The organism is Streptomyces sp. NPDC041191 (genome assembly GCF_055591945.1).
This window is the reverse complement of record NZ_JBVIZC010000010.1, coordinates 1-25656: the sequence shown is the minus strand read 5'-3', so window position 1 is coordinate 25656 and position 25656 is coordinate 1. Positions and strand designations below refer to the sequence as shown.

Below are 25656 nucleotides of genomic sequence, written 5' to 3'. Positions count from 1 at the left end.
GAAGGAGCCGACTCCCCCCGGCCGATCATCCACCGGAGCGGGCGCGTGAACCCGGGGGCTCGGCGCGTCGATGGGCCGAATGGGGGTGAAGCGGGGCCCGGACCGAGCGGTTCGGAGCGCCGAGTGGTTCAGGGCACCGAGTGGCTCGGAGCCCCGAGTGGTCCAGGGCGCCGAGCCGTTCGGAGCACCGAGCGGTTCAGAGCACCGAGTGCGTGACCCGCTCGCTCTCCATCCGCCGGTCGAGCGCCCCGGCCGCGAGCAGGTCCGGACGGCGGCACAGCACCACGGAACCTCCGGCGGCGAGGGGCGCGTACAAGCCGGTCGAGAGACCTCGCCAGTCCTCGTGGCCGAGCGCGGACAGCACCCGGGAGCCGGGGGCCAGGCCGAGCGCCGCCGCGTCCACGCGGGCCTGCTCGACGAGCTGGGCGCCACTGCGTTCCGTACCGTCGACGACGAGGGCGGGAGCGTCCGGATCGACCGGTACGAACGGGGCGAACCGGTCGCCCTGGCCCGGCACCTCGACCGCGTAGTCCGCGTAACCGGCGGGCGGGGCGGGGAACCGGCGGCCCAGCGGCGCCAGGGAGAGCGCGATCCGCTCCCCCGGGCAGGCCAGGCCCGCCTCCAGCGCGTCCGGCCCCGCGACCACGACGTCCGCCCCGGCCGGGTCGCCGCCGACCTCGGCCGTCACGCCGACGGAGGAGCACGCGAGGAGCCAGACGGCGGTCTGCCAGTGCGCGGGCAGCAGCAGCGCGAGCCGGTCGCCGGGTGCGGCGGACAGCTCGCCCTGGAGCAGGTTCGCCGTCTTGGCCACCCAATTGGCGAAGGTGGCGACGGACAATTCCACGCGCTCACCGGTGGCGTCGTCGTAGAAGGTGACCAAGGGGCGGGCGGGGTCCGCGGCGAGCGCGGATCGCAGCAGGTCGGCGGGGGTGCGGTCGCTGGCGTTCACGCCGGACAGCGTACGCGGGAGGGCCCGCCGGGGTCCGCCGTACCGGTGACGCGGTCCACCGGTCGGACCGACCGGCCGCCGCTTTCCGGGCGGTTTCCCGGCGCGCGCGACGGTCCGGCGATACGCACGATCGGCCTATGCGTGCCTCACTCACCTCCTCGCTCGCCGTCACCTGTGCGGCGGCCCTCGCCCTGCCGGTCTCCTCCGCCGCGCCCGCGGCGGCCGGGGTGACCGGGCAGCCACCGGCGGTCTCCGCACTGCCGCCCTCGCCCGACATGCCGGGCTCCACCCAGTCCCTGCCGCTGTCCCCGCTGGGCCCCTCCTCCCGGGCCGGCGGCGGCTCCGGCGAGCAGGGGGTCGTCCGGCGCGACGTCCGGCCCTTCTCGCTCGTCGGCGTGGTCTGGGACGACCCGTCGGTCCCGCTGCGCGGCACCGTGCAGGTCCGCACCCGGGCCACCGGCGGCGGAGCCTGGTCGGAGTGGCAGGACGTGGAGACCCACAACGACGAGCACGGGGCCGACCCGGGCACCCGGGAGGGAGCCGCCCGGGGGCTCCGGGGCTCCACGGCACCGCTGTGGGTGGGCGACTCGGACGGCGTCGAGCTCCGCGTACGGGCGGAGGCGGACGGCACGGGCCGCGCGGCCCCGCTCCCGGACGGCCTGCGCCTCGAACTGGTGGACCCGGGCGAGGACCCGGAGCCGGGGACGCGGTCCGCCCTGGCCACCGAGGCCGACACCGAACCGGTCGTCTTCCCGGGGGAGGAAGGGACGCCGGGGACGCCGGGCACGGGGACGCCGGGCACGGGGACGCCTGGCACGGGGACGCCTGGCACGGGGACGCCTGGCACGGGTACGGGCGTGGAGGCGATGCGTCCCGGTGGGGCGTCCGTGGAGCCGGGGGCCGTCCGGTCCGGGGTCCGCACCGCCGCGGTCCCGCCGGACGGCACGACCCGGAAGACCCCCGGGAACGCCACGGCCCCCCTGGCCCCCGGGAGCCCCGTGGCGGCCCGGGTCTCCACGGTCCCCGAGGCCCCGCCGCCTCCCGTCTCCGCCCCGTCCGCTCCGGCCGCCCCGTCCGCTCCGGCCGCCCCGTCCGCTCCGGCCGTCGGAACCGCTCCCGCCCGCCCGTCCCTCCTGCCCGCCCCCGCCCTCCCGTCCCTCCCCGGGGCCTCCGCCCTCCCCTCCTTCCCGGGCCTCCTGGCCGGGCTGAGCGCGGCGGAGACGGCCGTCGGCGCGGCCAACGCCAAGCTCGCCGCGTACGGCGCGAACTGGATCCCGGCGCTGACGAAGGAGGCGACCGAGGCCGCCGCCGCCGCGCTCCCGCCCCGCGCGCAGGAGGCACAGGTCCTGGCACAGGCCCAGGCCCAGACACAGGCCGCGAAGCCGTACATCGGCCCCCAGCCCAAGATCATCACCCGTAAGGGATGGGGAGCGGACGAGAGCATCCGCGAGAAGGGCTTCGTCTACACGAAGACGATCAAGGCGGCCTTCGTGCACCACAGCGCCACCGGCAACAACTACACCTGCGCCCAGGCCCCCTCCGTCCTGCGCGGCATCTACCGCTACCACGTCAAGAGCAGCGGCTGGCGGGACTTCGGCTACAACTTCGCCGTCGACAAGTGCGGGAACATCTACGAGGGCCGGGCGGGCGGCGTGGCGAAGCCGGTGCTCGGCGCCCACACCCTCGGGTTCAACACCAACACCATGGGCATCGCCGTCCTCGGCAGCTACGGCACGACGACCCCGCCGGCCGCCGCCGTGACCGCCGTGGCCCGCCTGACGGCCTGGAAGCTGGGGCTCCACGGGATCAACCCCAAGGGGACGGTGACCCTGGTCTCGGGGGGCGGGAACCTGTACAAGAAGGGCACGAGCGTCCGGTTCCACGCCATCGCCGGACACCGCGACGGGTTCGCCACGGCATGCCCCGGGGCGAAGCTGTACGGCAAGCTCGGCACGGCCCGTACGAGCTCGGCGTCGTACCAGGGAAGGAGCTGATGGGGTCCCCGGGGCAACCATCTGCATAAACTGACCGGTCATATCGCAGGGACGACCGAGACGGGCGTGCCGACGGGCCCCGAACAGGAAGCAGAGACGACAAGGTGACAGAAGCGATCCTCCTGGTCGGTGGCAAGGGGACACGGCTGCGGCCCCTCACGGTCAACACCCCCAAGCCCATGGTCCCGGCGGCCGGCGTCCCCTTCCTGACGCACCAGCTGGCCCGCGCCCGCGCCGCCGGGGTCGAGCACATCGTGCTCGCCACCTCCTACCTGGCCGAGGTCTTCGAGCCGCACTTCGGCGACGGCTCCTCGCTCGGCCTGAGCCTGGAGTACGTCACCGAGGAGGAGCCGCTGGGCACCGGCGGCGCGATACGCAACGTGGCCTCCCGGCTGCGTTCGGGGCCCGACGAGCCCGTCCTCATCTTCAACGGGGACATCCTCACCGGCCTCGACATCCGCGCCCTGGTCGCCACCCACGCCGCGTCCGGCGCGGACGTCTCCCTGCACCTCACCCGGGTCGAGGACCCGCGCGCCTTCGGCCTCGTCCCCACGGACGGCACCGGCCGCGTCACGGCCTTCCTGGAGAAGCCGCAGACGCCCGAGGAGATCGTCACCGACCAGATCAACGCGGGCGCGTACGTCTTCCGCCGCTCGGTCATCGACACCATCCCCACCGGCCGGCCCGTCTCGGTCGAGCGCGAGACCTTCCCGGAGCTGCTCGCCTCCGGAGCCCACCTCCAGGGCATGGTCGACTCCACGTACTGGCTGGACCTCGGCACCCCGCAGGCGTTCGTGCGCGGCTCCGCCGACCTGGTCCTCGGCCGCGCGCCCTCCCCGGCCGTCCCGGGCCGCTGCGGCGACCGCCTGGTGCTGCCGTCGGCGCGCGTCGCCCCGGACGCCAAGCTGACCGGCGGCACGGTCGTCGGCGCGGACGCGGTGGTCGGCGAGGGCGCCCGCGTCACGGGCTCCACGCTCCTCGCCGGAGCGGTCGTCGAACCGGGCGCGGTGATCACCGACTCCCTGATCGGCGCGGGTGCCCGCATCGGCGCGCGCACGGTCCTCACCGGCGCGGTCATCGGCGACGGCGCCCGGATCGGCGCCGACAACGAACTCCGCGACGGCGCCCGCGTCTGGTGCGACACGACCCTCCCCGCGGGCGCGATCCGCTTCTCGTCGGACCAGTAGGGACCGGGGCCCGTAGGGGCCGGGGCGGACCCGTAGGGGCCGAGGGACCCCTACGGGCCGAGGAACCCCTACGGGCCGGGCGGGCCCGTACGGGCCGAGGCGAACCCGTACGGGTACAGCGACCCCTGCAGGGTGGAGTGAACCCCTGCGGGCCGAGGCGGAACCCGTACGGGCGTCGAGCCGGTACGAGGCCGAGTCCGTACGGGGACGGCACCGGGCCGGCCCCCGTTACCCTCGTCCCCATGGCCGGCCGCTTCCCCCAGAGACCCACCCCCGCCCCCGTACGGGCGGTCGGCCGCGTCCCCGCGTCCCGCGCCCGCTCCCTCCCCCTGGCGGAGCCGCTCGACCCGGCCCTCACCCTCGGCCCCCTCCGCCGGGGGCCCGCCGACCCCACCTACCGGGCGGCCCCGGACGGCTCGTACTGGCGGGCCACCCGCACCCCCGAGGGCCCGGGGACCCTCCGCGTCGCCGTACGGAACGGCGTGGCGGAGGCCGAGGCGTGGGGACCGGGCGCCCCCTGGCTCCTGGACCGCCTCCCGGCCCTCCTCGGCGCCGAGGACGACCCGGCCGCCTTCGTCCCCCGTCACAAGCTGCTCGCCGCGGTCCACCGTCGCCGTCCCGGGCTGCGCCTCGTCCGCACCGGCCTGGTCCTGGAGTCGCTGATCCCCTCGGTCCTGGAGCAGAAGGTCACGACGGACGAGGCGTTCCGGGCCTGGCGGCTGCTCGTACGGAAGTACGGCGAGCCCGCGCCCGGCCCGGCGCCGGACGGCATGCGCGTCATGCCGGACGCGCGCGCGTGGAGCCTGATCCCGTCCTGGGAGTGGCACCGCGCGGGCGTGGACGACAAACGGGCCTCGACGATCCTGCGCGTGTGCCGGGTGGCCCGCCGCATGGAGGAGGCCGCGGACATGGCCCCGGCCGAGGCCCGCGGACGCCTGGAGCTGGTCCCGGGCGTCGGTCCCTGGACGAGCGCCGAGGTGGTCCAGCGCACCCACGGCGCCCCCGACGAGGTCACCACCGGCGACTGCCACCTGCCCGGCATCATCGGCTGGGCCCTCGCGGGCGACCGCACGGCCGACGACACCGCCATGCTCGGCCTCCTGGCCCCCTACGCCGGTCAGCGCCACCGCGCGGCCCGCCTGATCCTCCTCGGCGGACGCGTCCCGCCCCGCCGGGCGCCCCGCATGACCCCGGGGAACATCGCGGCGCTCTGAACCCGGAATCCGGGGTACCCGGAAATCCAGGGAAGATCAGGGAGAGGGACGAGGGGAAGAGGGGAAACAGCCATGGGCCTGACGCTGACGCGGATGTCCGAGGACGCCGTACGCGAGGGAACCGACACCGTCCTGCGCCGCTTCGAGGACATCGAGAGCGCCCTCCTGAGGGCGGCGGGCGACGACGCCGGCGGCTCCCCGGCCGGCACCTACTGCGCCCTCGACGAGGAGGACCGGTCGCTGCGGGCCGTGCTGACCCCGGCCCTGGGGGCCGAGGCCGCGGAGAACGCCACCAGCGGCGCCCAGTACCTGGGGGAGGACGGGCACGGCACCACGTACGGGTACCTCGACCTCGCCGACGTCGCCGCCACCGCCGAGGCGCTGGCGGCCGTCGACTTCCGGGCCCTGCTCGCGTCCACCGACGCCTCGGTGCTCGGTTTCCGGCACGGCCTCGCCCACGGCTACCTGGAGGACCTGCGGGAACGGGCCGAGGCCCTCACGGAACTCTTCGCGCTGGCGGCGAAGGAGGGGGAGTACGTGGTGAAGAAGCGCGAGGGCTGACACCCCCGCGCACGCGGACGGGACACCCCACGCGGACGGGGCACTCGGGGGCGGACCCGGGGCGACCCGGGTGCCCCCTCCGCGCCGCGCCCCGGGAAGCGCGCCGCCGGCTACCGCACCTCGACGAAGTCCGAGGCGTCCCGCGCCGGCCGTTCCCCCGGCGGCGCCGCCGGGTGGCCGATCGCCACCGCGCCCAGCGGGTCCCAGTCGTCCGGCAGGCCGAGGACCTCCCGTACGACGTCCCGGCAGAACATGGTCGAGGAGACCCACGCCGAGCCGAGCCGTTCGCCCGCGAGCGCCACCAGGAAGTTCTGCACGCCCGCGCCCGCCGCCACCAGGAACATCTCGCGCTCGGCGGTGTCCCGGCGCGGGTCGCCGTAGTGGTGGGATCCGTCCATGACGAGGCAGGGCACGGCCAGGTGGGGCGCGTCGCGCAGGACGTCTCCGCGCCGGACCCGCTTCGCGATCGACTCCTCGGACTTCCCGTCCCGGCGCAGGTCCGCGATCCACGCCTCCCGCATCGCGTCGAGCAGCCGCGTCCGCGACTCCGCCGACTCCAGGAGGACGAACCGCCACGGCGTCGTGTGGTGCGGGGCGGGGGCGGTCACGGCGGCGGCGACCGCGCGCCGCACCGCGCCCGGGTCGACCGGCTCGGCGGTGAACTTCCGTACGGTCCGCCGCAGCGTCACCGCCTCGCGCACGGCCTCGGAGGTGCCGAGCCGGAACATGTCGTCGGCGGCCCCGCGCACGAGCGCGCGTGCGCCCGGCTCCCCGTCCCCGCCCACCACGTGCGGCAGGCCCCGCAGGACGGCCACCGGGAGTCCGGCCGCCTTGCCCTTCACCAGGTCGCCGGCGGCGGCGAGTTCGTCGGCGGTGGCGACCACGGTCGCGCCCAGCGGGTTGCCGTGCGCGTCGGTTCCGCCGCGCAGGTCGTCCAGGACCCGCACCCCGGCCGCCCCGATGGCCACGTCCGTGAGCCCGTCGCGCCAGGGCCGCCCGAAGGTGTCCGTGACCACGACCCCCACGTCCACCCCGAGGGCGTCCCGCAGTCCCGCCCGGATGCGCCGGGCCGAGGCGTCGGGGTCCTCGGGCAGCAACAGCACCGTGCCGGAAGGGGTGTTGGAGGCGTCCACCCCGGCGGCGGCCATGACGAGCCCCTGCCGGTTCTCCACGATCCGCAGCGTGCCGCGCCGCGCCACCACCCGCACCGTCTCGGCGTCGATGGCCGCCTCGCGGTCGGCGGCGGCGACCCTCCGGCCCTCCGCCTTGCTCACGATCTTGGAAGTGACGAGCAGCACGTCCCCGTCGGCCAGGTCCGGCGCGACGGCGGCGATCATGCCGGCGAGGTCGTCCCCGGCCGTCACCTCCGGCAGCCCGGACAGGGCCCAGACCCGGTACGAGGGACCGGAGCCGGTCCCGTACGGGGGGACGGGAGCGGTCCCGTACGGGGAGGCGGCGGTCCCGTACGGGGAGGCCCCGCCCGGGGAAGGGGCCCCGGTCCCGCCCGGGAAGGCGGCGTCCGTCACCCCCGCACCTCCTCGGCCAGCGCCAGCGCCTCGCGCGCCATCGCGGCCGTCGCGTCCACGTCCGTCATCATCAGCGGCACCGCACGGCAGGCGATGCCCGCCGCCCTGACGTCCGCGACCGCGTCGGCGTCCACGGTGTCCACGAGCCAGCCGTCGAGCAGCCCGGGGCCGTAGTGCCGGGCCACCGCCGCCGCCGTGGACTCCACGCCGACCGCCGCGAGCACCTTGTCGGCCATGCCCCGCACGGGCGCGTCGCCGACGATGGGGGAGAGGCCCACGACCGGCGCCCCGGCCGCGACGACCGCCTCGCGGATGCCGGGCACGGCCAGGATCGTGCCGACGGACACGACCGGGTTGGACGGCGGGAAGAGGATCACGTCCGCCTCGCCGACGGCCTCCAGGACGCCCGGCGCCGGCTTCGCGGTCTCCGCGCCGACCGGCACGACGGCCTTCGCGTCCACGGAGGCGCGCAGCTTCACCCAGTACTCCTGGAAGTGCACCGCCCGCCGCTCGCCGTCCACCTCGATCGCCACGTGCGTCTCCACGCGGTCGTCCGACATGGGGAGCAGGCGCACCCCGGGCCGCCAGCGGGCGCACAGCGCCTCGGTGACGGCGCTCAGCGGGTAGCCCGCGCCGAGCATCTGGGTGCGGACGATGTGGGTCGCGAAGTCCCGGTCGCCGAGGCCGAACCACTCGGGCCCGACGCCGTACGCCGCGAGTTCCTCCTTGACGGTGAAGGACTCGTCCGCGCGGCCCCAGCCCTGCTCCTCGTCGATCCCGCCGCCGAGGGTGTACATCACCGTGTCCAGGTCGGGACAGACCTTCAGGCCGAAGAGGTGGATGTCGTCACCGGTGTTGCCGACGACCGTGATCTCCGCGTCCGGCTCGGCCCGCCTGAGGCCGCGAAGGAAACGGGCACCGCCGATACCGCCTGCCAGAACCACAATGCGCATGTACGGCAGTGTCTCAGGCGACGATCATCTCCGTGGCGCCGGGAGCCGGGGCGCACCGCTCCCGGAACGACTCGTGGACCGGCATCTCGGTCAGGCCCGGGAAGTAGACGTGCAGGCTGACGGCCGGTTCGAGGGAGTCGTTGACGACCTCGTGGACGTACCCCGGCGCGAACACGCGCTGCGCGCCGGCGGCGAGGGTCCGCGCGCCGCGTTCCGTACGCTCCGTCAGCCCGCCCTCCAGGACGGTGAGGACGCCGGAGGAGAGGCCGTGGTCGTGGAGCCCGCTGCCCTGGCCGGGCAGCCAGGAGAGCAGCCACACCTCGTAGCCGGGACCGGTGCGCAGCCGGTGGTACCAGCGGGTGGTGGCGTCGTACGCGACGTACGGGGCCCAGAGGGAGCGGTCGTCCGCGAGGGAGCGGGCGAGGCCGGCGAACTCGGCCACGGTGACGGGGTGGGCGCGCTCGGGCTGGAGGAGGTGGGGGACCTCCAGGATGTCGCCGGCGATCTGAAGGTCGCTGTCCATGTTCATGGGTGCGGTGGTTCCTCGGCAGAAACGGGAGCGGTGGGGGCCGCGCGGGAGTCGTGACGCGGCCTGCGCGGGGGTGACACGGGGGTGACGCGAGGGGGGAGGGGGCCGGAGCGCGGGGGCATCGACGGCCGGGCGGCATCAACAGCCGGGGCGACAACAGCGACAGCGGACCCCGACAGCGCGACGGAACCCACGGGCGTGGGTCACGGAGGGCGCTGCGGTCGCTGGCATGCCACCAAAGGTGGGCGGACGGGTACCCGACTGTCAACCCAATGCCCGATTTGTGGGTAATGTTTCACCTCATCCGGTCGTCCTCCCCGGAGAAAGGTTTGCTCGCGCCCGGACCAGGAGAGATGGCGCTTCGACCGTGCCCGCGAACGCGGCGGCGCCCGCGTGTCGCTCCCGCGCGCGGAGGGCGTTCCGTGACCGGAATGTGATCAGGGTCGCTTCCCCGAGGGGATCGCAACAGGATCCGGGTCCCGGGCGTCTTCCTCCGGGGAGGAGGCGCGCGGTCACGCCAGAGGCATGTGTCATGGTTTTTGGTGATTTGAACACTTACCGCATACGCTTGGTTCCGCAGAGTGAATACGGGGCCCAATAGCAGATCTCGGCTTGACTCGCACAGAGCACGAACTTGTAATTTCACTCGTGTCGTTCGGCCGTGCTCGCACGGCACCACCACGGGGACGCACAGAACAGACGAGGGGCGCACATGACCGAGTTGTTCCAGGAACTGCTGCTGGTCGAGGACGCGGACGAGGAACTCGGCTGGCAGGAGCGCGCGCTGTGCGCCCAGACCGACCCCGAGTCCTTCTTCCCGGAGAAGGGCGGTTCGACCCGCGAGGCCAAGAAGGTCTGCCTCGCGTGCGAGGTCCGCTCCGAATGCCTCGAATACGCGCTGCAGAACGACGAACGCTTCGGCATCTGGGGCGGTCTCTCCGAGCGCGAGCGACGCCGCCTGAAGAAGGCCGCCGTCTGAACCGCCGCCGGCCCCCGACCGCGTCCGGACCCCCGAGCCGGGACGCGCCCACCGGGACCGCGCGCCAGGACGCGCACCAGGACGGTGCGAACGGTCCGCCCCCTGTGATCCACCCACAGGCGGCGGACCGTTCGCGTCGTCCCGCCCCGGGCCGCGCCGCTCCGCACGACCGGCCCGGACCCCTCCCGCCGGACCCGCTCCGGCCGCGCCGACCGGAGCCCGCCGCCGGACGCTCGTCCCGGCCTCCTCCCCGCGCTCCTCCCCGTGACCGTTCCGTCCGCTCTGTCCACAGGCGTCCGTCCACAGGGCGGTCGGCCGCTCCGTGTGAGCCGTTAGTGTGGGCCTCCGTCCGAGACGCTCCCCACGCCCCCCGCGGGCGACCCCGGCCGGAGGGCCCGTAGCTCGATGTCCTCAACTCCTGAGTTTCCGCGACACGTCGTCACCGCCGTGCTCGTCACCCACGACGGCGCCCGCTGGCTGCCGGACGCCCTGGCCGGTCTGCTCGCCCAGGAACGCCCCGCGCAGAACGTCATCGCGGCCGACACCGGCAGCGCCGACGACTCGGCACGGCTCGTCGCCGAGGCGATCGGCGACGACCGCGTCCTGCACCTCGCGCGACGCACCGGTTTCGGCGCCGCCGTCGAAGAGGCCGCCCGCACCGCGCCCGTGCTCGGACCCGAGGACCTGCCCTACCTGAAGCGCCCCAGCGGCTGGGACCCCGTCAGCCACACCTGGAACGACGAGGCGTACGACCTCCCCGAACTCCCGCACGGCGAACCGGTCCAGTGGCTCTGGCTCCTCCACGACGACTGCGCGCCCGAGCCCGGCGCCCTCGCCGCCCTCCTGCGCGTCGCCGACTCCGACGCGCACGCCGCCGTCGTCGGCCCCAAACTGCGCGGCTGGTACGACCGGAAGCAGCTCCTGGAGACCGGCGTCTCCATCGCCCGCAGCGGCCGCCGCTGGACCGGCCTCGACCGCCGCGAGCAGGACCAGGGCCAGCACGACCAGGTCCGCTCCGTCCTCTCCGTCTCCACCGCCGGCATGCTGATCCGCCGTGACGTCTTCGAGGAGCTGGGCGGCTTCGACCGCCGGCTGCCCCTCATGCGCGACGACGTCGACCTGTGCTGGCGCGTCCACGCCGCCGGCCACCGCGTCCTCGTCGCCCCCGACGCCGTCCTGCGCCACGCCGAGGCCGCCGCCCGCGAGCGCCGCACCGTCGACTGCGCCGGCCGCACCGCCGCCAACCCGCACCGCGTCGACAAGGCCGGAGCCGTCTACACGCTCCTCGCCAACACCCGCGGCGCCGCCCTCCCCTACGTCTTCGTACGGCTCGTCCTCAGCACCCTGCTCCGCACCCTCGCCTACCTCGTCGGCAAGGTCCCCGTCCAGGCCGTCGACGAGGTCATGGGCCTCTTCGCCGTCCTGCTGCGCCCCGAGAAGATCCTCGCCGCCCGCGGACGGCGCAAGAACCCCGCCGTCGCCGCGAGCGAACTCCGCCCGCTCTTCCCGCCGCCCGGCGCCACCGTCCGCGCCGCCCTCGAACAGCTCACCGCCAACGTCGGCGGCGGCGAGGCCGAATCCGGCGGCTCCCGGCGCGGTGTGGTCGAGTCGGGCCCCGGCGGCGACGACGCCGACTACCTGGAGATCGAGCAGTTCGCCCGGCTCAAGAAGATCGCCCGCAAACCCGGGCCCGTCCTCTTCGCCCTCCTCCTCGCCGTCTCCCTCGTCGCCTGCCGCGACCTCTTCGCCGGCGGCTCGCTGGCCGGCGGCGCCCTGCTGCCCGCCCCCGACACCGTCTCCGGCCTCTGGTCCCGGTACGCCGACGCCTGGCACGCCCTCGGCACCGGCGGCACCCAGGCCGCCCCGCCGTACCTCGCCGTCCTGGCCGTGCTCTCCGCGCTGTTCCTCGGCTCCACCTCCACCGCGCTGACCCTGCTGCTCGTCTGCTCGGTCCCGTTCGCCGGCTTCACCGCGTACTTCGCCTCCCGGGGCATCGTCGAGTCCCGGCTCCTGCGCGCCTGGGGCTCCGTCGCGTACGCCTTCCTGCCCGCCGTCACCGGCGCCCTCGCCACCGGCCGCCTCGGCACCGCCGTCCTCGCGATCCTGCTCCCGCTTGCCGCCCGCGCCGCCGTCGCCGCCCACGGCTTCAACCGGCCCGACCGGGGCAGCTGGCGCGCCACCTGGGCCTACGCCTTCCTGCTCACCCTCACGACGGCCTTCACCCCGGTCGTCTGGCCGCTCGCCGTCCTCCTCGGCCTCGGCGTCCTCGCCGTGCGCCGCTCCGACATCACCGCGTACGGACTCCGGTTCCTCGCCGCCACCGGCACCCCGCTGCTCGTCCTCGCCCCCTGGTCGCTCACCCTCCTGACCAGCCCCTCCGCGTTCCTGCGCGAGGCGGGCGTCGATCTGCGCACGGGCACCGCCACCGCCCTCGACCTGCTCGGCACCAGCCCCGGCGGCCCCGGCACCACCGGCGGTCTGCTCCTGGCCGGCCTCGTCCTCGCGGGCCTCGCCGGGCTGCTGCGCGAGGAGCGCCGGCTCGCCGTCCACGCCGCCTGGGCCGCCGCCCTCGCCGGACTCCTCCTCGCCGCCCTCTCCAACGGCGCGGGCGGCACCGGCTGGGCCGGACCCGCCACCCTCGTCTACGGAGCCGCCCTCATCGCCGCCGGCATGATCGGCGCCGAGGGGGGCCGCACCCGCGTCGCCGCCCACGGCTTCGGCTGGCGCCAGCCGGTCGCCGCGCTCGTCGCCCTCGCCTGCGCCGCCGGCCCCGCCGTCGCCGCCGTGAGCTGGATGATCGGCGGCGCCGACGGCCCGCTGACCCGCCGCGACCCGGTCCAGGTCCCCGCCTTCGTCGCGGAGGAGAGCGGCACCCGCGACCAGCCCCGCACCCTCGTCCTCGGCGGTTCCACGCCCGGCGAGGTCGCCTACACGCTGGTCCGCGGCTCCGGCGCCCGCCTCGGCGACGCCGAACTCGCCGCCGCCGCGGGGGACGACTCCTCCCTCGACCGGGTCGTCGCCCGCCTCGTCGCCGGGTCCGGCGCCGACCAGACCCGGGAGCTCAGCGGCTACGCCGTCCGCTACGTCCTCGTGCGCGACGGGGCACCGCGCCAGGTGAGCCGCGTCCTGGACTCCACCCCCGGCCTCAGCCGCCTCAGCCAGCTCGACGGCAGCGCCCTGTGGCGCGTGGACCGCGAGATCGCCCGGATCATGATCGTCCCGCCCGCCGCCGGGGCCGGGGCCGCCGCCGACGGGGAGACCGCCAAGGCCGTCCCCGTCGCCGCCGGGCCCGTCGAGGCGCACACCGAGATCCCGGCGGGCCCCGCGGGCCGCGTCCTGCGCCTCGCCGACCGCGCCGCCGAGGGCTGGACCGCCACCCTCGACGGCAAGGAGCTGACGAGGACCACCGTCGACGGCTGGGCCCAGGGCTTCGAACTCCCCGCCGGGGGCGGCCGTCTCGACGTCACGTACGACGAGCCGTTCACCCACACCGCGTGGGTCTGGACCCAGGTCGCCCTCTCCGTCGTCCTGCTCGTCCTCGCGCTGCCCGGCCGGCGCCGCGAGATCGACGACGACCTGCCCGACGAAGAGCCCGCGATCCCGGCACAGGCGGCCGAGGGCGACGGCCGCCGGGCCCGCCGTCTGCGCGCCGCCGCCGAGGCGGAGGCGGCCGGGGCGGCCGGGACACCGGAGGACGAAGCGTCCCCGGTCCCGGTACCGATCCCGGAACAGCAGTCCCACGAGCCGCAGCTCCACGACCAGCGGTCCCACGACCAGGGGTTCCGGGAACAGGGCCAGGAGCAGCAGGGCCAGGAATGGCAGGGCGGGTACGACCCCGCCTACGCCCAGGCCCAGCCCTACGCGGACCAGGGCTACTACCAGGAGTACGCGGCCGACCCGCAGCAGCAGCCGTACGCGTACCCCCCGCAGGGGCAGGGCCACGACCAGCAGGGTTACGACCAGCAGCAGTACGGCGGCCCGCAGTACGGCGGCCAGGGGTACGACCCGCAGCAGCCGTACGAGCAGCCGCAGCAGTACGACCCCTACGGGTACGGCTACGGGCACCCGCAGGCCCACGAGACCGAGCAGCGTCCCGACGGGAGCAGCAACCAGTGAAGCGCACGACCCTCTCCCTGATCGCGGGCGCCACGGCCCTCGCCGCCGTCACCGGCTTCGCCGCCCTCACCGCCCCCGGCGGCACCGCCGCCCCCGCCGCGTCGAAGGCCACCACCCGGCTGCCGGTCGAACGCGCGAGCCTGGCCTGCCCGGCGCCCAGCGGCTCCGAGGTGGCCGAGACCGTCTACACCTCGTACACCCCGGCGGGCGCGGGCGCGGGCGCGGGCAAGGACACGGCGTCCGGCGGGGCCGGACGGCCCGTGGCCCTCCTGAAGCCCGCCGCGTCGGCCGCCGGCGGGGCCGCCAAGAAGCCCCAGGCGCCCGCCACCGTCACCGCCCCCGGCAAGCCCGTCACCGCCGGGGCCGACGGCGCGGCCGTGCCCGCCCTCACCGGCTCGGCGACCGGCGCCCTGGCCCCGGGCTGGACCGTCCAGCAGACCACCGCCGTCCCGGCGGGCGGCGCGCGCGGCCTCCTCGGCCTCGCCTGCGGCGCCCCCGACACCGACTTCTGGTTCCCGGCGGCCTCCACCGCCAAGGAGCGCCAGGACTACGTCCACCTCACCAACCCGGACGACACGGCGGCCGTCGCCGACATCGAGCTGTACGGCCCCGAGGGCGTCCTCAAGTCCCAGTTCACCGAGGGCGTCCCGGTCCCCGCCCGCTCCACGGTCCCGGTCCTCCTCCCCACCCTCACCGGCGCGACCGCCCAGCGGGACGTCACCGTCCACGTCACCACCCGCAGCGGGCGCGTCGCCGCCGCCGTCGCCGCCGCCGACGGCAGGCTCGGCAGCGACTGGCTCGCCGCCTCGGCCGACCCGGCGAGCAGCGTGGTCCTGCCCGGCATCCCGGGCGACGCCACCTCCGTACGGCTCGTGGCCTTCGCCCCCGGCGAGGACGACGCCGACCTGAAGATCCAGCTCGCCACCGCGACCGGCTCGATCGTCCCGGCGAGCGCCGGCTCCCTGCACGTGAAGTCCGGCATGACGGCCTCGGTCGACCTGCCGGACCTCACCCGGGGCGAGGCGGGTGCGCTGCTCCTCACCCCGAGCGACCCGAAGAAGGCCACCCCGGTCGTGGCGGGCCTCCAGGTGGTCCGGGGCAAGGGCGCGAACACCGAGATCGCCTTCGTCCCGGCGGCGGCGGCGATCTCCGCCCGCGCGACGGCCGCCGACAACCGGGCCCGGTCGTCGACGCTCTTCCTGACCGCCCCCGGCGCCGCCGCGCAGGTCAAGGTCACGGCCTCGGCCGGTTCGGAGGCGGGCACGCCGGTGTCGAGGACGGTCACCGTCAAGGCGGGCACGACGACGACCCTCACCGACCTCGTCCCCCAGGGGCTCAAGGGCTCCTACGCGCTGACCGTCGAGCCGGTCTCCGGCGGCACGGTGCACGCGGCCCGGATGCTCGCGGTGCCCCGGGACGGCGTCCCGATGTTCACCGTCCAGACCCTCGCCGACGACCGGGGCACGGTCGAGGTCCCGTCGGCCCGCCAGGACCTGGGCGTACTGGACTGAGCCACGGCCCGCCGGGGCCCGGCGACCGCGCCGGGCCCCGGACCGGGGACGCTCCCGTACGGACCGGGGATGCTCCCGTACGGGAGCGGACGGCCCGGAGGCCGCTTCCGCCCCTGCCGGCCGTCAGTCCTGCCCGTAGCGGGGGTCCACCGATTCGGGGGAGAGCCCGAGGAGCTCCGCGACCTGCTCCACGACCACCTCGTGGACGAGGAGCGCCCGTTCGTCCCGGCTCTTGGAGCGGAGTTCGACCGGCCGCCGGTAGACGACCACCCGGGCGGGCTCGCTCTTCTCCGCCGGGACCGAGCCGCCCAGCGGCACCGTGTCGCCCGGTACGGGCGGCGGCACCTCCAGGACCATGAACTCGACGTCGGCCAGCTGCGGCCAGCGCCGTTCGAGGCGCTCCACCGAGTCCAGCACCAGGTCGCGGAAGGTGTCGGCACGGCTCGTGGAGAGCGGCACCTGCGGCGGGGCGACCGGCCCCCGCATCCCGCGGCCGTGCCGGTCGCGGCGGCGGACCCGCGGCTCCGCCGGGGGCTCCGCGGGAAGGTGCGAAGGGCTCGGTGGCACAGGACTGTCCATCACTGACGCAGCGTAACCCTCCTCGCCCTCCTGCGCCGGGCGCGTCCGCGCGGTCCTCCCGCGTTCCCGTGCCGCCGAGCGTCTCCCGTACCGCCTGTCGGAACCTGAGCGTTCCGGCCAACCGCGTGCCCGCTCCGGCAGCCGATCGCGATCGGCCATCTGGCCCTCATTGACCGGATTCCTCTCCCAAAGTGTCCGGATCGCCCTCTTTCCCCCCACCCCCTTCCCGCCTTCCCCGCAGGTCGGACCGGCCGGTCTCCACGGCGGTATGGCGGAGGTCACACCGCGACACGGTGGAGTGACCCGAGGGCGGGTCGTCGCGGCCCGCTCAAGAGTGCGGTACCGTCCAACACCGTGAGCCCTGTACGTCGCTGTTCGCGCACCGCGTGCGGCCGCCCTGCCGTCGCGACACTGACGTACGTCTATGCCGACTCGACTGCGGTCCTCGGCCCGCTCGCCACCTACGCCGAGCCCCACTGCTACGACCTGTGCGCCGAGCACGGCGAACGCCTCACCGCCCCGCGCGGCTGGGAGGTGGTGCGGCTCTCCGACACCTCCGCCCCGGCCCGCCCCAGCGGCGACGACCTCGAGGCCCTCGCCAACGCGGTGCGGGAGGCGGCCCGTCCCCACGAGCGCGCGGCCGAGGCCGGCGGCAAGGGCGGCGGAGGCCGGGGCGGCGACCCCATGGAGGTCGGCCGCCGGGGACACCTCAGGGTGCTCCGTTCGCCCGACAACTGACGACAACGGAGCGCAACCGGCCACCGTCCCGGTTCACCCGCCCCACTCCGGGTAGCTTTGGCGTTCCGTACAACACGCGCCGTACACGCGTGCCCATGACTCAGGAGGGTGGATCCGTGACTGCCGATCTGTCGCAGATCGTGAAGGCGTACGACATCCGCGGGGTGGTGCCCGACCAGTGGGACGAGCCGCTCGCCGAACTCTTCGGCGCCGCCTTCGTCCGGGTGACGGACGCGGACGCGATCGTCGTCGGCCACGACATGCGCCCCTCGTCCCCCGGCCTGGCGGGCGCCTTCGCGCGCGGCGCGGCCCGCCTCGGCGCCGACGTCACCCTCATCGGGCTCTGCTCCACCGACCAGCTGTACTTCGCCTCCGGCAGCCTCGGCCTGCCCGGCGCGATGTTCACCGCCTCCCACAACCCCGCCCAGTACAACGGCATCAAGATGTGCCGGGCCGGAGCCGCCCCCGTCGGCCAGGACAGCGGCCTCGCCGACATCCGCGCCCTCGCCGAGGAGTGGTCGGAGAAGGGCGCCCCGGAGGCCGCCGCCACCCCCGGCACGATCACCGAGCGGGACACCCTCGCCGACTACGCCGCCCACCTCAAGGGGCTCGTGGACCTCACCGGCATCCGCCCGCTGAAGGTCGTCGTGGACGCCGGCAACGGCATGGGCGGCCACACCGTCCCCACCGTCTTCGCGGGCCTCCCGCTCGACACCGTCCCGATGTACTTCGAGCTGGACGGCACCTTCCCGAACCACGAGGCCAACCCGCTCGACCCGAAGAACATCGTGGACCTCCAGGCCCGCGTCCGCGAGGAGGGCGCCGACATCGGCCTCGCCTTCGACGGCGACGCCGACCGCTGCTTCGTCGTCGACGAGCGCGGCGAGCCGGTCTCCCCGTCCGCCATCACGGCCCTCGTCGCCGCCCGCGAACTCGCCAAGCACCCCGGCGGAACGATCATCCACAACCTGATCACCTCCTGGTCCGTGCCCGAGGTCGTCCGCGAGCAGGGCGGCGAGGCCGTCCGCACCCGCGTCGGCCACTCCTTCATCAAGGAGGAGATGGCGAAGACCGGGGCGATCTTCGGCGGCGAGCACTCGGCGCACTACTACTTCCGGGACTTCTGGAACGCGGACACCGGCATGCTCGCCGCGCTCCACGTCCTTGCGGCCCTCGGCGGCCAGCAGGGCACCCTCTCGGAGCTGGTCGCCGCCTACGACCGCTACGCCGCCTCCGGCGAGATCAACTCGACCGTCGCCGACCAGGCCGCCAGCACGGCCCGGGTCAGGGCGGCGTACGAGGGCGCGGACGGGATCGTCCTCGACGAGCTCGACGGCCTCACCGTGACCGCCGCCGACTGGTGGTTCAACCTCCGGGCCTCCAACACCGAACCGCTGCTCCGCCTCAACGTCGAGGCCCGCGACGAGCCCACCATGGCCCGGGTCCGCGACGAGGTCCTCGCTCTGGTCCGGGCGGCGGACTGACCCCGTGCCGGGCGCCGGGGCACGGGTTCGTCCCCGTTCCCCGGCGGTAGGCTGACCTGGCCCGAAGGGCAGCACCACCACCGTTCGTCCGAAGGGACCACCCCATGCCGCTCGAAGCCGGCCTCCTGGAGATCCTGGCCTGCCCCGCGTGCCACGCCCCGCTGAACGACCGCACGGCGGACGAGAACCCGGAGCTGGTCTGCACGGGTGCCGACTGCGGCCTCGCCTACCCGGTCCGCGACGGCATCCCGGTCCTCCTCACCGACGAGGCCCGCCGCCCGGCGTGACCGCCGCGCCCCGGGGTCGGCGCCGGGCCGGTCACCCCGTGGCCCCCTGCGGCCCCCGGGGCGGCCGGCCGCCGGCCCCGCGGGGACCGGACCGGCCCTCCGCCCCCGCCGGGTGACGCCCGCCGGGGCCGGGCACGGCACCGGCCCCGCCCGACCGGGCGGGGCCCACGAAACGCGCCGGCGCGTCCGGCGACCCGTACGGCGGCGGGCGGACGACGGCGGCCGGACGACACCGGCCGGGCGGCACCGGCCCGTACGGCGGAGAACCGGAGCGGAACGAGCCGTACGCGGGCCGGGCGCGCCCCCGGAGCCGCCCCACGACACGCCGCGTCCGCCCCGGAGCGGCACCACGCCCCGCGACCCCGCCGGGCCCCGCACCCGGGACACCCCGGCCACGGCACCACGTGCCGCGGCGCCCCGTAGGGGAAGCCCCGTCCCCACCCCGAGGCAGCCCGCCAGGGGAACCCCACCCACCCCGGGAGGCACCAGATGCTCGACGAGAACCTCCTCGACGCCCCGGACGACCTCGCCCTGGCCGACCGCCGCGGTCTCCTCCGCGGCGCCGCCGAGGCCGGCGCACGGGTACGGACCGCCGCCCGCCACGCGGCCGAGGCCGGCATCGCGGACCTCCGCCCCGAGGGCCGCCCCCGCGCGGTCCTCGTCGCGGGCCCCGGCACCGCCGCCACCGGCGTCGCCGACCTGATCGGCGCCCTCGCCGGAGCCACCGCCCCCGTCGTACGCCTCCGCCCCACCGGCGTCGCCCCCGCCGGCGGCGCCCTGCGCTGGACGCTGCCCGGCTGGACCGGCTCGGTCGACCTACTGCTGCTCCCCACCACCGACGGTTCCGAACCGGGCCTCGCGCTCCTCGCCGAGCAGGCGTACCGCCGGGGCGTCACGGTCGTCGCCGTCGCCCCCCAGGGCTCCCCGCTCGCGGAGGCGGTCAGCGGCTCGCACGGCCTGTTCGTCCCCATGGCCGTCGCCCCCAACGAACTCCCCGACGAGTACGCCGAGAACATCGCGGCCAGCCCCGGCGCCCTCTGGGCCCTGTTCACCCCGCTGCTCGCCCTCCTCGACCGCCTGGGCCTCCTGGAGGCGCCGCCGGAGGCCCTGGAGAAGGTCGCCGACCGCCTCGACCGCACGGCGGAGCGCTGCGGCCCGGCCGTCGCCACCTACGGCAACCCGGCGAAGACGCTCGCCGCCGAACTGGCGGACTCGCTCCCGCTGATCTGGACCGAGGGCGACGCGGCGGGCCCGGCCGGCCGCCGCTTCGCCGCCGTCCTCGCCGAACTGGCCGGACTGCCCGCCCTCGCCGCCGAACTCCCCGAGGCGCTTCCCGCCCACGGCGTCCTGCTCACCGGCGGCTACGCGGCGGGCGCCGACCCCGACGACTTCTTCCGCGACCGGGTCGAGGAGCCCGGGGCCCTGCGCGCCCGGGTGGTCCTGCTCCGCGACCGGCCGGCCGACGGCCTCAGCGCCGCCCCCGCCGCCCGGGAACTGGCCCTCGGCCACGACACGGCCGTCAGCGAACTGGAACCGGAGGAGGGCGACGCCCTGGAGACGCTCGCCGAACTCCTCGCCGTGACCGACTTCGCGGCCGTCTACCTGGCCCTGGCCACCCCGGACCGCGCGACCCCGTAGACACCCGGGCCCGAGCCGCCGGACCGGGGCGCGGACCCTTCCGGGCCCGCCGCCCCGATCCCGTAGGTCCCGGTCCCCGCACCCCGGCCCCCGCCCGTACGCCCGGACCACGGAGCCGTACCGGCAGGAACGCCCGCCCGGCCCGCGCCGCCCGCCCGGCCCGCGTCCGCTTTTCCCGGGCGACGGGCGCCCCACGTCCACCGCCCCGACATCCGCCCGTCACCCACCCCCTGTCCCCTGTCTCCCGACACACCACACGTCCGCCACCACCCGAGGAGCCGGCAGGCACCATGGACCGCCTCGTCAACACCGTCCGCCCCTACGCCTGGGGTTCCACGACGGCCATCCCGGAGCTGCTCGGCACCACCCCCACCGGCGAGCCCCAGGCCGAGCTGTGGATGGGCGCCCACCCCGGCGCCCCCTCCCGCACCGGGCGCGGCGCGCTGAACCTGCTCATCGACGCCGACCCCGTACGCGAACTGGGGGAGCGGACCGTCGAGAAGTTCGGCCCGCGCCTCCCCTTCCTGTTCAAGATCCTCGCCGCCGGCGCCCCGCTCTCCCTGCAGGTCCACCCCGACCTCGAACAGGCCCGCGCGGGCTTCGCCGCGGAGGAGGCCGCCAGCATCCCGGTCGACGCCCCGCACCGCACCTACAAGGACGCCAACCACAAGCCCGAGCTGATCTGCGCCCTCACCCCCTTCGAAGGGTTCTGCGGCTTCCGCGCCCCGGCCCGGGCCGCCGACCTGATCGCCGGGCTCGGCGTCGACTCCCTCAAGCCGTACGCGGACCTGCTGCTCGCCCACCCCGAGGAGGCCGCGCTCCGCGAGGTCCTGACGGCCCTGCTCACCGCCGACCCGGAGGAGATGGCGCACACCGTCACCGAGGCCGCCGCGGCCGCCGACCGCCTCGGCGGTGCCCACGCCCCGTACGCGACGCTCGCCCACCACTACCCGCGCGACCCCGGCGTCGTCGCCGCGATGCTCCTCCACCACGTACGGCTCCAGCCCGGCGAGGCCCTCTACCTCGGCGCGGGCGTCCCGCACGCCTACCTCGACGGGCTCGGCGTCGAGATCATGGCCAACTCCGACAACGTGCTGCGCTGCGGCCTCACCCCCAAGCACGTGGACGTCCCCGAACTCCTCAGGGTCGTCCGCTTCGACCCGGCCGACCCGGCCGTCCTCCGCCCCGAGGCGTCCCCGGAGGGCGAGGAGGTCTACGAGACCCCGACCGACGAGTTCCGCCTCTCCCGCTTCGTACGGGCCGAGGGGGCCGCCCCGGCCGACATCACCGTCCCCACCCCCCAGATCCTGCTCGCCGTCGCGGGCCGTCCGCGGGTGGGCGGAACGGTCCTCTCCCCGGGCGAGTCGGTCTTCGTACCGGCGGGAGAGGGCATCCACCTGTCCGGAGCGGGTACGGTCTTCCGCGCCACCGTCGTCGCCTGATGCGACAATGACCGGCCGAACGGCGGCCAGCGGGCCGGAGAACCGACGAAGGGACCACGTACACCCATGAGCGCGTCAGGCGGAACCAAGGCGATCGTGGCGGCGCTCGCCGCCAACCTCGCGATCGCCGCAGCCAAGTTCGTGGCGTTCCTGTTCAGCGGTTCGTCCTCGATGCTCGCGGAGAGCGTCCACTCGCTCGCGGACTCCGGCAACCAGGGCCTGCTGCTCGTCGGCGGCAAGAAGGCCCAGCGCGAGGCGACCCCGCAGCACCCCTTCGGCTACGGCCGCGAGCGGTACATCTACGCCTTCCTCGTCTCCATCGTCCTCTTCTCCGTCGGCGGCATGTTCGCCGTCTACGAGGGCTACGAGAAGATCAAGGACCCGCACGAGATCGAGGCGTGGTACTGGCCGGTCGGCGTCCTCGTCTTCGCGATCGTCGCCGAGTCGTTCTCCTTCCGCACCGCCATCAAGGAGTCGAACCCGCTCCGCGGCGACCTCTCCTGGAAGGAGTTCGTCCGCCGCGCCAAGGCCCCCGAGCTGCCCGTCGTCCTCCTGGAGGACTTCGGCGCCCTCGTCGGCCTCGTCCTCGCCCTCGGCGGCGTCGGCCTGGCCCTCCTCACCGGCAACGGCGTCTGGGACGGCATCGGCACCCTCTGCATCGGCGTCCTGCTCATCCTGATCGCGATCGTGCTCGCCGCCGAGACCAAGTCGCTGCTCCTCGGCGAGGCCGCCGGCATCGACGAGGTCAGGAAGATCGAGGCGGCCGTGGTGGACGGCGACACCGTCACCCGCCTCATCCACATGCGCACGCTCCACCTCGGCCCCGAGGAGCTCCTCGTCGCCGCCAAGATCGCCGTCCGGCACGACGAGACCGCCGCCGAGGTGGCGCACGCCATCGACGCCGCCGAGGAACGGATCCGCGCCGCCGTCCCCATCGCGCGGGTCATCTACCTGGAGCCGGACATCTACAGCGAGAAGGAGGCCGCGGCGGGCGCCGACCCGTCCGCGACCCCGGGGGGCACCGGCCACTGACCCCGCCCCGCTCCACCGAGGCCCCCGGAACCCCGCGGCTCCGGGGGCCCCGGCGTGTCCGCGCGGCGAGCCCGCGCCCCCTACCCGGCTCGATCCGGACTGTGGCCCGCCGCGCCGGTCGGTGTAGATTCGTGACCAGCCAGACGTCGCTGCTGATGGCGGTCGGGCGGTCCCGGGACCGGCCGAGGGAGAGAGGGCCTCCGACGACGGCACCATGGAAGGACCCGGGCATCCGTATGCCCGGGGGCCCGCCGCGGTGCCCGGCGCCCCGACCGACCCTCGCACCCGATCCACGAGGAGCAGCCCCGTCATGACGACCGTCGCCCACCAGGACTTCAAGGTCGCCGACCTCTCCCTGGCCGTTTTCGGCCGCAAGGAGATCACCCTGGCCGAGCACGAGATGCCCGGCCTGATGTCGATCCGCCGCGAGTACGCCGAGCAGCAGCCGCTGGCCGGCGCCCGGATCACCGGCTCCCTGCACATGACCGTGCAGACCGCCGTCCTCATCGAGACCCTCGTCGCCCTCGGCGCCGAGGTCCGCTGGGCCTCCTGCAACATCTTCTCCACCCAGGACCACGCCGCCGCGGCCATCGCCGTCGGCCCGAACGGCACCCCGGAGAACCCCCGGGGCGTTCCGGTCTTCGCCTGGAAGGGCGAGACCCTCGAGGAGTACTGGTGGTGCACCGAGCAGGCCCTGACCTGGCCGAACACGCCCACCGGCGGCCCGAACATGATCCTGGACGACGGCGGTGACGCCACCCTCCTCGTCCACAAGGGCGTCGAGTTCGAGAAGGCGGGCTCCGCTCCGGACCCGGCCACCGCGGACAGCGAGGAGTACGCCCACATCCTGCGTCTCCTCAACCGCACCCTCACCGAGAACCCGCAGAAGTGGACCCAGCTGGCGTCCGAGATCCGCGGCGTGACGGAGGAGACCACGACGGGCGTCCACCGCCTGTACGAGATGCACCGCGACGGAACGCTGCTGTTCCCGGCGATCAACGTGAACGACGCCGTGACGAAGTCGAAGTTCGACAACAAGTACGGCTGCCGCCACTCCCTGATCGACGGCATCAACCGCGCCACCGACGTCCTCATCGGCGGCAAGACGGCCGTCGTCTGCGGCTACGGCGATGTCGGCAAGGGCTGCGCCGAGTCCCTGCGCGGCCAGGGCGCCCGCGTGATCGTCACCGAGATCGACCCGATCTGCGCGCTCCAGGCGGCGATGGACGGCTACCAGGTCACGACCCTGGACGACGTGGTGGAGACGGCCGACATCTTCATCACCACCACCGGCAACAAGGACATCATCATGGCCGGTGACATGGCCCGGATGAAGCACCAGGCCATCGTGGGCAACATCGGCCACTTCGACAACGAGATCGACATGGCCGGTCTCGCGCAGATCCCGGGCATCGTCAAGGACGAGGTCAAGCCGCAGGTCCACACCTGGACCTTCCCCGACGGCAAGGTCCTCATCGTGCTGTCCGAGGGCCGTCTGCTGAACCTGGGCAACGCCACCGGCCACCCCTCCTTCGTGATGTCGAACTCCTTCGCGGACCAGACCCTGGCCCAGATCGAGCTCTTCACGAAGCCGGAGGAGTACCCGACCGACGTCTACGTGCTGCCGAAGCACCTGGACGAGAAGGTCGCCCGTCTCCACCTGGACGCGCTGGGCGTCAAGCTGACGACCCTGCGCCCGGAACAGGCCGCCTACATCGGCGTCGAGGTCGAGGGCCCGTACAAGCCCGACCACTACCGCTACTGATGTCCCGGCCGGCGGCGCCCGCGCGCTGACGCGACGCCGTCCCGGACAGCGGTACCGGACCCCGCCCGGGGACGCCTCCACGAAGGACGTCCCCGGGGAACGAGTACTCGGACAGGCCCCCCGCACCCCCGTGCCGGGGGGCCTGTCCCGTTCAGCCCCCGTCAACGCTCCTGGAAGCGCTCCCTCCCGAGGACCGACCCATGCCCCGCGGCCGTTATTCGCTCCATGACCCGCACGATCACACCCCCCTCGGCGAAGAACACTTCCACTGCGCGCCCGGCCCCTCCGGCTGGCGCTACGTCGCGCAGACCACCACCCCCTCCGGCGACCACGGAGGCTCCGTCGACCTGACCGTCGACGCGCTCGGCCGCCCCCTCCGACTCGAACTGCACGCCGCCGACTGGCAGGTCCGCGGCGCGGCCCTCGACGGCGTCACCTGGGTCCGCACGGACCCCACCGGAACCCACGCCACCGAAGGCAACGTGCGCGCCCACGCCTTCACCGGCACGTCCCCGGCGTTCCTCGTCGCCCTCACGCGACTCCTGCGCCTCACCCCCGATTCCCCCGAGACCCGCGTCAGGCTCGTCGCCTTCACGGCCCCGGTGCTCGCCCCCCTCACGGTCGACCAGTCCTGGGCGCTGCTGAGGAGTGAAGCGCACCCCACTGACAACGGCCCCCTGATCGTGGACGAGTACCAGGTCAGCACCCTGGACACGGGCGAACGGCACACCGTCCACATCGCCGGCGACGTGGTCCTCGCGGCTCCCGGCATCGAACTCGAAGACCTGGACACCCCGCCCTCGGTCTTTCCCTGACCGGAAGAGCCCGAGCACGGCGCCACGCCTCCCCTGCGGCCGATGTGCGTACGGCCCCGTCGAGCTGCTAGTCTCCTCCGGTGCCCGCAAAAGCCGTTGACACGGCGTTCGCGGGGAGGTAGATTTGAACGGTTGCCTGGAGCTGGACAGCTCGGCAGCAATCAAGTAAAGTCTGAATCACTCCGAACGGAAATCAATTCCACGGAGTCACTTCGATTCCTATCCGAATCACGAAAGCCACCGATTGGGTCGGCCGAAATGAATCTGATAGAGTCGGAACCGCCGGAAGGGCCCGGAGCGAAAGCGAACGGGACCGGAAAGCACCGGGGAAATCGGATCGGAAAGATCTGATAGAGT

At 74.9% G+C, this 25656-nt stretch carries 20 protein-coding genes; 15 read left to right on the top strand and 5 right to left on the bottom strand.

Annotated elements, in window-relative coordinates; translation table 11 throughout:
- Nucleotides 1–196: 196 nt before the first annotated feature.
- Nucleotides 197–949 (bottom strand): TIGR03089 family protein, encoded by a 753-nt coding sequence (locus ACZ6AQ_RS20370; RefSeq protein ID WP_468761056.1) that lies wholly within the window; start codon nt 947–949, stop codon nt 197–199.
- A 137-nt stretch (nt 950–1086) separates the two neighbouring features.
- On the opposite strand from ACZ6AQ_RS20370, the gene ACZ6AQ_RS20365 reads away from it, so the two are divergent.
- The 4 genes from ACZ6AQ_RS20365 to ACZ6AQ_RS20350 all read left to right on the top strand — a co-directional run bounded on the left by ACZ6AQ_RS20365 (nt 1087) and on the right by ACZ6AQ_RS20350 (nt 5905).
- A complete protein-coding gene (locus tag ACZ6AQ_RS20365) occupies nt 1087–2943 on the top strand; it encodes a peptidoglycan recognition protein family protein (protein WP_468761054.1) in 1857 nt (618 codons plus the stop codon).
- A gap of 104 nt (nt 2944–3047) precedes the next feature.
- The gene (gene manB / locus ACZ6AQ_RS20360; protein ID WP_468761052.1) at nt 3048–4130 is read left to right on the top strand and encodes a mannose-1-phosphate guanylyltransferase; all 1083 of its coding nucleotides are present in this window, start codon (nt 3048–3050) and stop codon (nt 4128–4130) included.
- Between the two features lie 242 nt (nt 4131–4372).
- Nucleotides 4373–5344 (top strand): DNA-3-methyladenine glycosylase family protein, encoded by a 972-nt coding sequence (locus ACZ6AQ_RS20355; protein ID WP_468761051.1) that lies wholly within the window; start codon nt 4373–4375, stop codon nt 5342–5344.
- 72 nt (nt 5345–5416) lie between these two features.
- On the top strand, nt 5417–5905 hold the full coding sequence (locus ACZ6AQ_RS20350) for a DUF1877 family protein (protein ID WP_388692846.1): 489 nt from the start codon (nt 5417–5419) through the stop codon (nt 5903–5905).
- 110 nt (nt 5906–6015) lie between these two features.
- On the opposite strand, the gene ACZ6AQ_RS20345 is transcribed toward ACZ6AQ_RS20350, so the two are convergent.
- From ACZ6AQ_RS20345 to ACZ6AQ_RS20335, 3 genes are read right to left on the bottom strand one after another with little or no spacing between them, the layout of a single operon-like run.
- Nucleotides 6016–7431 (bottom strand): coenzyme F420-0:L-glutamate ligase, encoded by a 1416-nt coding sequence (locus ACZ6AQ_RS20345; protein ID WP_468761049.1) that lies wholly within the window; start codon nt 7429–7431, stop codon nt 6016–6018.
- Nucleotides 7428–8384, bottom strand: coding sequence for a 2-phospho-L-lactate transferase (gene cofD, locus ACZ6AQ_RS20340; RefSeq protein WP_468761047.1), 957 nt, complete (start codon nt 8382–8384; stop codon nt 7428–7430). Before cofD ends, ACZ6AQ_RS20345 begins: the two co-directional genes overlap by 4 nt.
- A 13-nt stretch (nt 8385–8397) precedes the next feature.
- Entirely contained in the window at nt 8398–8913 is a 516-nt protein-coding gene (locus tag ACZ6AQ_RS20335) for a cysteine dioxygenase (RefSeq protein ID WP_468761045.1), read from the bottom strand.
- A gap of 712 nt (nt 8914–9625) precedes the next feature.
- Here ACZ6AQ_RS20335 and ACZ6AQ_RS20330 point away from each other — a divergent pair.
- The 3 genes from ACZ6AQ_RS20330 to ACZ6AQ_RS20320 all read left to right on the top strand — a co-directional run bounded on the left by ACZ6AQ_RS20330 (nt 9626) and on the right by ACZ6AQ_RS20320 (nt 15519).
- Nucleotides 9626–9892, top strand: coding sequence for a WhiB family transcriptional regulator (locus ACZ6AQ_RS20330; protein ID WP_030759721.1), 267 nt, complete (start codon nt 9626–9628; stop codon nt 9890–9892).
- A gap of 405 nt (nt 9893–10297) precedes the next feature.
- On the top strand, nt 10298–14008 hold the full coding sequence (locus tag ACZ6AQ_RS20325; protein ID WP_468761043.1) for a glycosyltransferase family 2 protein: 3711 nt from the start codon (nt 10298–10300) through the stop codon (nt 14006–14008).
- The gene (locus ACZ6AQ_RS20320) at nt 14005–15519 is read left to right on the top strand and encodes a DUF5719 family protein (RefSeq protein WP_468761041.1); all 1515 of its coding nucleotides are present in this window, start codon (nt 14005–14007) and stop codon (nt 15517–15519) included. The genes ACZ6AQ_RS20325 and ACZ6AQ_RS20320 overlap by 4 nt, the downstream gene beginning before the upstream one ends.
- A gap of 123 nt (nt 15520–15642) precedes the next feature.
- Here ACZ6AQ_RS20320 and ACZ6AQ_RS20315 read toward each other — a convergent pair whose 3' ends face one another.
- The gene (locus tag ACZ6AQ_RS20315; protein WP_468761039.1) at nt 15643–16098 is read right to left on the bottom strand and encodes a metallopeptidase family protein; all 456 of its coding nucleotides are present in this window, start codon (nt 16096–16098) and stop codon (nt 15643–15645) included.
- 354 nt (nt 16099–16452) lie between these two features.
- On the opposite strand from ACZ6AQ_RS20315, the gene ACZ6AQ_RS20310 reads away from it, so the two are divergent.
- The 8 genes from ACZ6AQ_RS20310 (at nt 16453) to ACZ6AQ_RS20275 (ending at nt 25299) form a co-directional block, all read left to right on the top strand.
- Nucleotides 16453–16836, top strand: coding sequence for a DUF3499 domain-containing protein (locus ACZ6AQ_RS20310; protein WP_388692859.1), 384 nt, complete (start codon nt 16453–16455; stop codon nt 16834–16836).
- A 116-nt stretch (nt 16837–16952) separates the two neighbouring features.
- Nucleotides 16953–18320, top strand: a complete 1368-nt coding sequence (locus ACZ6AQ_RS20305; protein WP_468761037.1) for a phosphomannomutase/phosphoglucomutase — start codon at nt 16953–16955, stop codon at nt 18318–18320.
- Nucleotides 18321–18424: 104 nt separating this feature from the next.
- Entirely contained in the window at nt 18425–18607 is a 183-nt protein-coding gene (locus ACZ6AQ_RS20300) for a Trm112 family protein (RefSeq protein WP_309050867.1), read from the top strand.
- A gap of 489 nt (nt 18608–19096) precedes the next feature.
- Complete coding sequence (locus tag ACZ6AQ_RS20295) at nt 19097–20245, top strand: SIS domain-containing protein (RefSeq protein WP_468761035.1); 1149 nt, start codon at nt 19097–19099, stop codon at nt 20243–20245.
- A gap of 290 nt (nt 20246–20535) precedes the next feature.
- Complete coding sequence (gene manA / locus ACZ6AQ_RS20290) at nt 20536–21687, top strand: mannose-6-phosphate isomerase, class I (RefSeq protein WP_468761033.1); 1152 nt, start codon at nt 20536–20538, stop codon at nt 21685–21687.
- 66 nt (nt 21688–21753) lie between these two features.
- Nucleotides 21754–22719 carry a cation diffusion facilitator family transporter gene (locus ACZ6AQ_RS20285; RefSeq protein WP_468761031.1) on the top strand — a complete coding sequence of 322 codons (966 nt, stop codon included), beginning with the start codon at nt 21754–21756 and terminating at the stop codon, nt 22717–22719.
- Nucleotides 22720–23029: 310 nt separating this feature from the next.
- A complete protein-coding gene (gene ahcY / locus ACZ6AQ_RS20280) occupies nt 23030–24484 on the top strand; it encodes an adenosylhomocysteinase (protein WP_468761030.1) in 1455 nt (484 codons plus the stop codon).
- 200 nt (nt 24485–24684) lie between these two features.
- Nucleotides 24685–25299: a hypothetical protein gene (locus ACZ6AQ_RS20275; RefSeq protein WP_468761028.1), complete on the top strand. Its 615-nt coding sequence runs from the start codon at nt 24685–24687 to the stop codon at nt 25297–25299.
- Nucleotides 25300–25656: the final 357 nt, after the last annotated feature.

Bases quoted from the DNA above. Each gene is read 5' to 3' on its own strand.
- ACZ6AQ_RS20285 (WP_468761031.1), top strand. From the start codon at position 21,754: ATGAGCGCGTCAGGCGGAACCAAGGCGATCGTGGCGGCGCTCGCCGCC.
- ACZ6AQ_RS20335 (WP_468761045.1), bottom strand. From the start codon at position 8,913: ATGAACATGGACAGCGACCTTCAGATCGCCGGCGACATCCTGGAGGTC.
- ACZ6AQ_RS20300 (WP_309050867.1), top strand. From the start codon at position 18,425: ATGCCGCTCGAAGCCGGCCTCCTGGAGATCCTGGCCTGCCCCGCGTGC.
- cofD (WP_468761047.1), bottom strand. From the start codon at position 8,384: ATGCGCATTGTGGTTCTGGCAGGCGGTATCGGCGGTGCCCGTTTCCTT.
- ACZ6AQ_RS20330 (WP_030759721.1), top strand. From the start codon at position 9,626: ATGACCGAGTTGTTCCAGGAACTGCTGCTGGTCGAGGACGCGGACGAG.
- ahcY (WP_468761030.1), top strand. From the start codon at position 23,030: ATGACGACCGTCGCCCACCAGGACTTCAAGGTCGCCGACCTCTCCCTG.
- manA (WP_468761033.1), top strand. From the start codon at position 20,536: ATGGACCGCCTCGTCAACACCGTCCGCCCCTACGCCTGGGGTTCCACG.
- ACZ6AQ_RS20275 (WP_468761028.1), top strand. From the start codon at position 24,685: ATGCCCCGCGGCCGTTATTCGCTCCATGACCCGCACGATCACACCCCC.
- ACZ6AQ_RS20315 (WP_468761039.1), bottom strand. From the start codon at position 16,098: ATGGACAGTCCTGTGCCACCGAGCCCTTCGCACCTTCCCGCGGAGCCC.
- ACZ6AQ_RS20350 (WP_388692846.1), top strand. From the start codon at position 5,417: ATGGGCCTGACGCTGACGCGGATGTCCGAGGACGCCGTACGCGAGGGA.
- ACZ6AQ_RS20355 (WP_468761051.1), top strand. From the start codon at position 4,373: ATGGCCGGCCGCTTCCCCCAGAGACCCACCCCCGCCCCCGTACGGGCG.
- ACZ6AQ_RS20325 (WP_468761043.1), top strand. From the start codon at position 10,298: ATGTCCTCAACTCCTGAGTTTCCGCGACACGTCGTCACCGCCGTGCTC.
- ACZ6AQ_RS20295 (WP_468761035.1), top strand. From the start codon at position 19,097: ATGCTCGACGAGAACCTCCTCGACGCCCCGGACGACCTCGCCCTGGCC.
- ACZ6AQ_RS20365 (WP_468761054.1), top strand. From the start codon at position 1,087: ATGCGTGCCTCACTCACCTCCTCGCTCGCCGTCACCTGTGCGGCGGCC.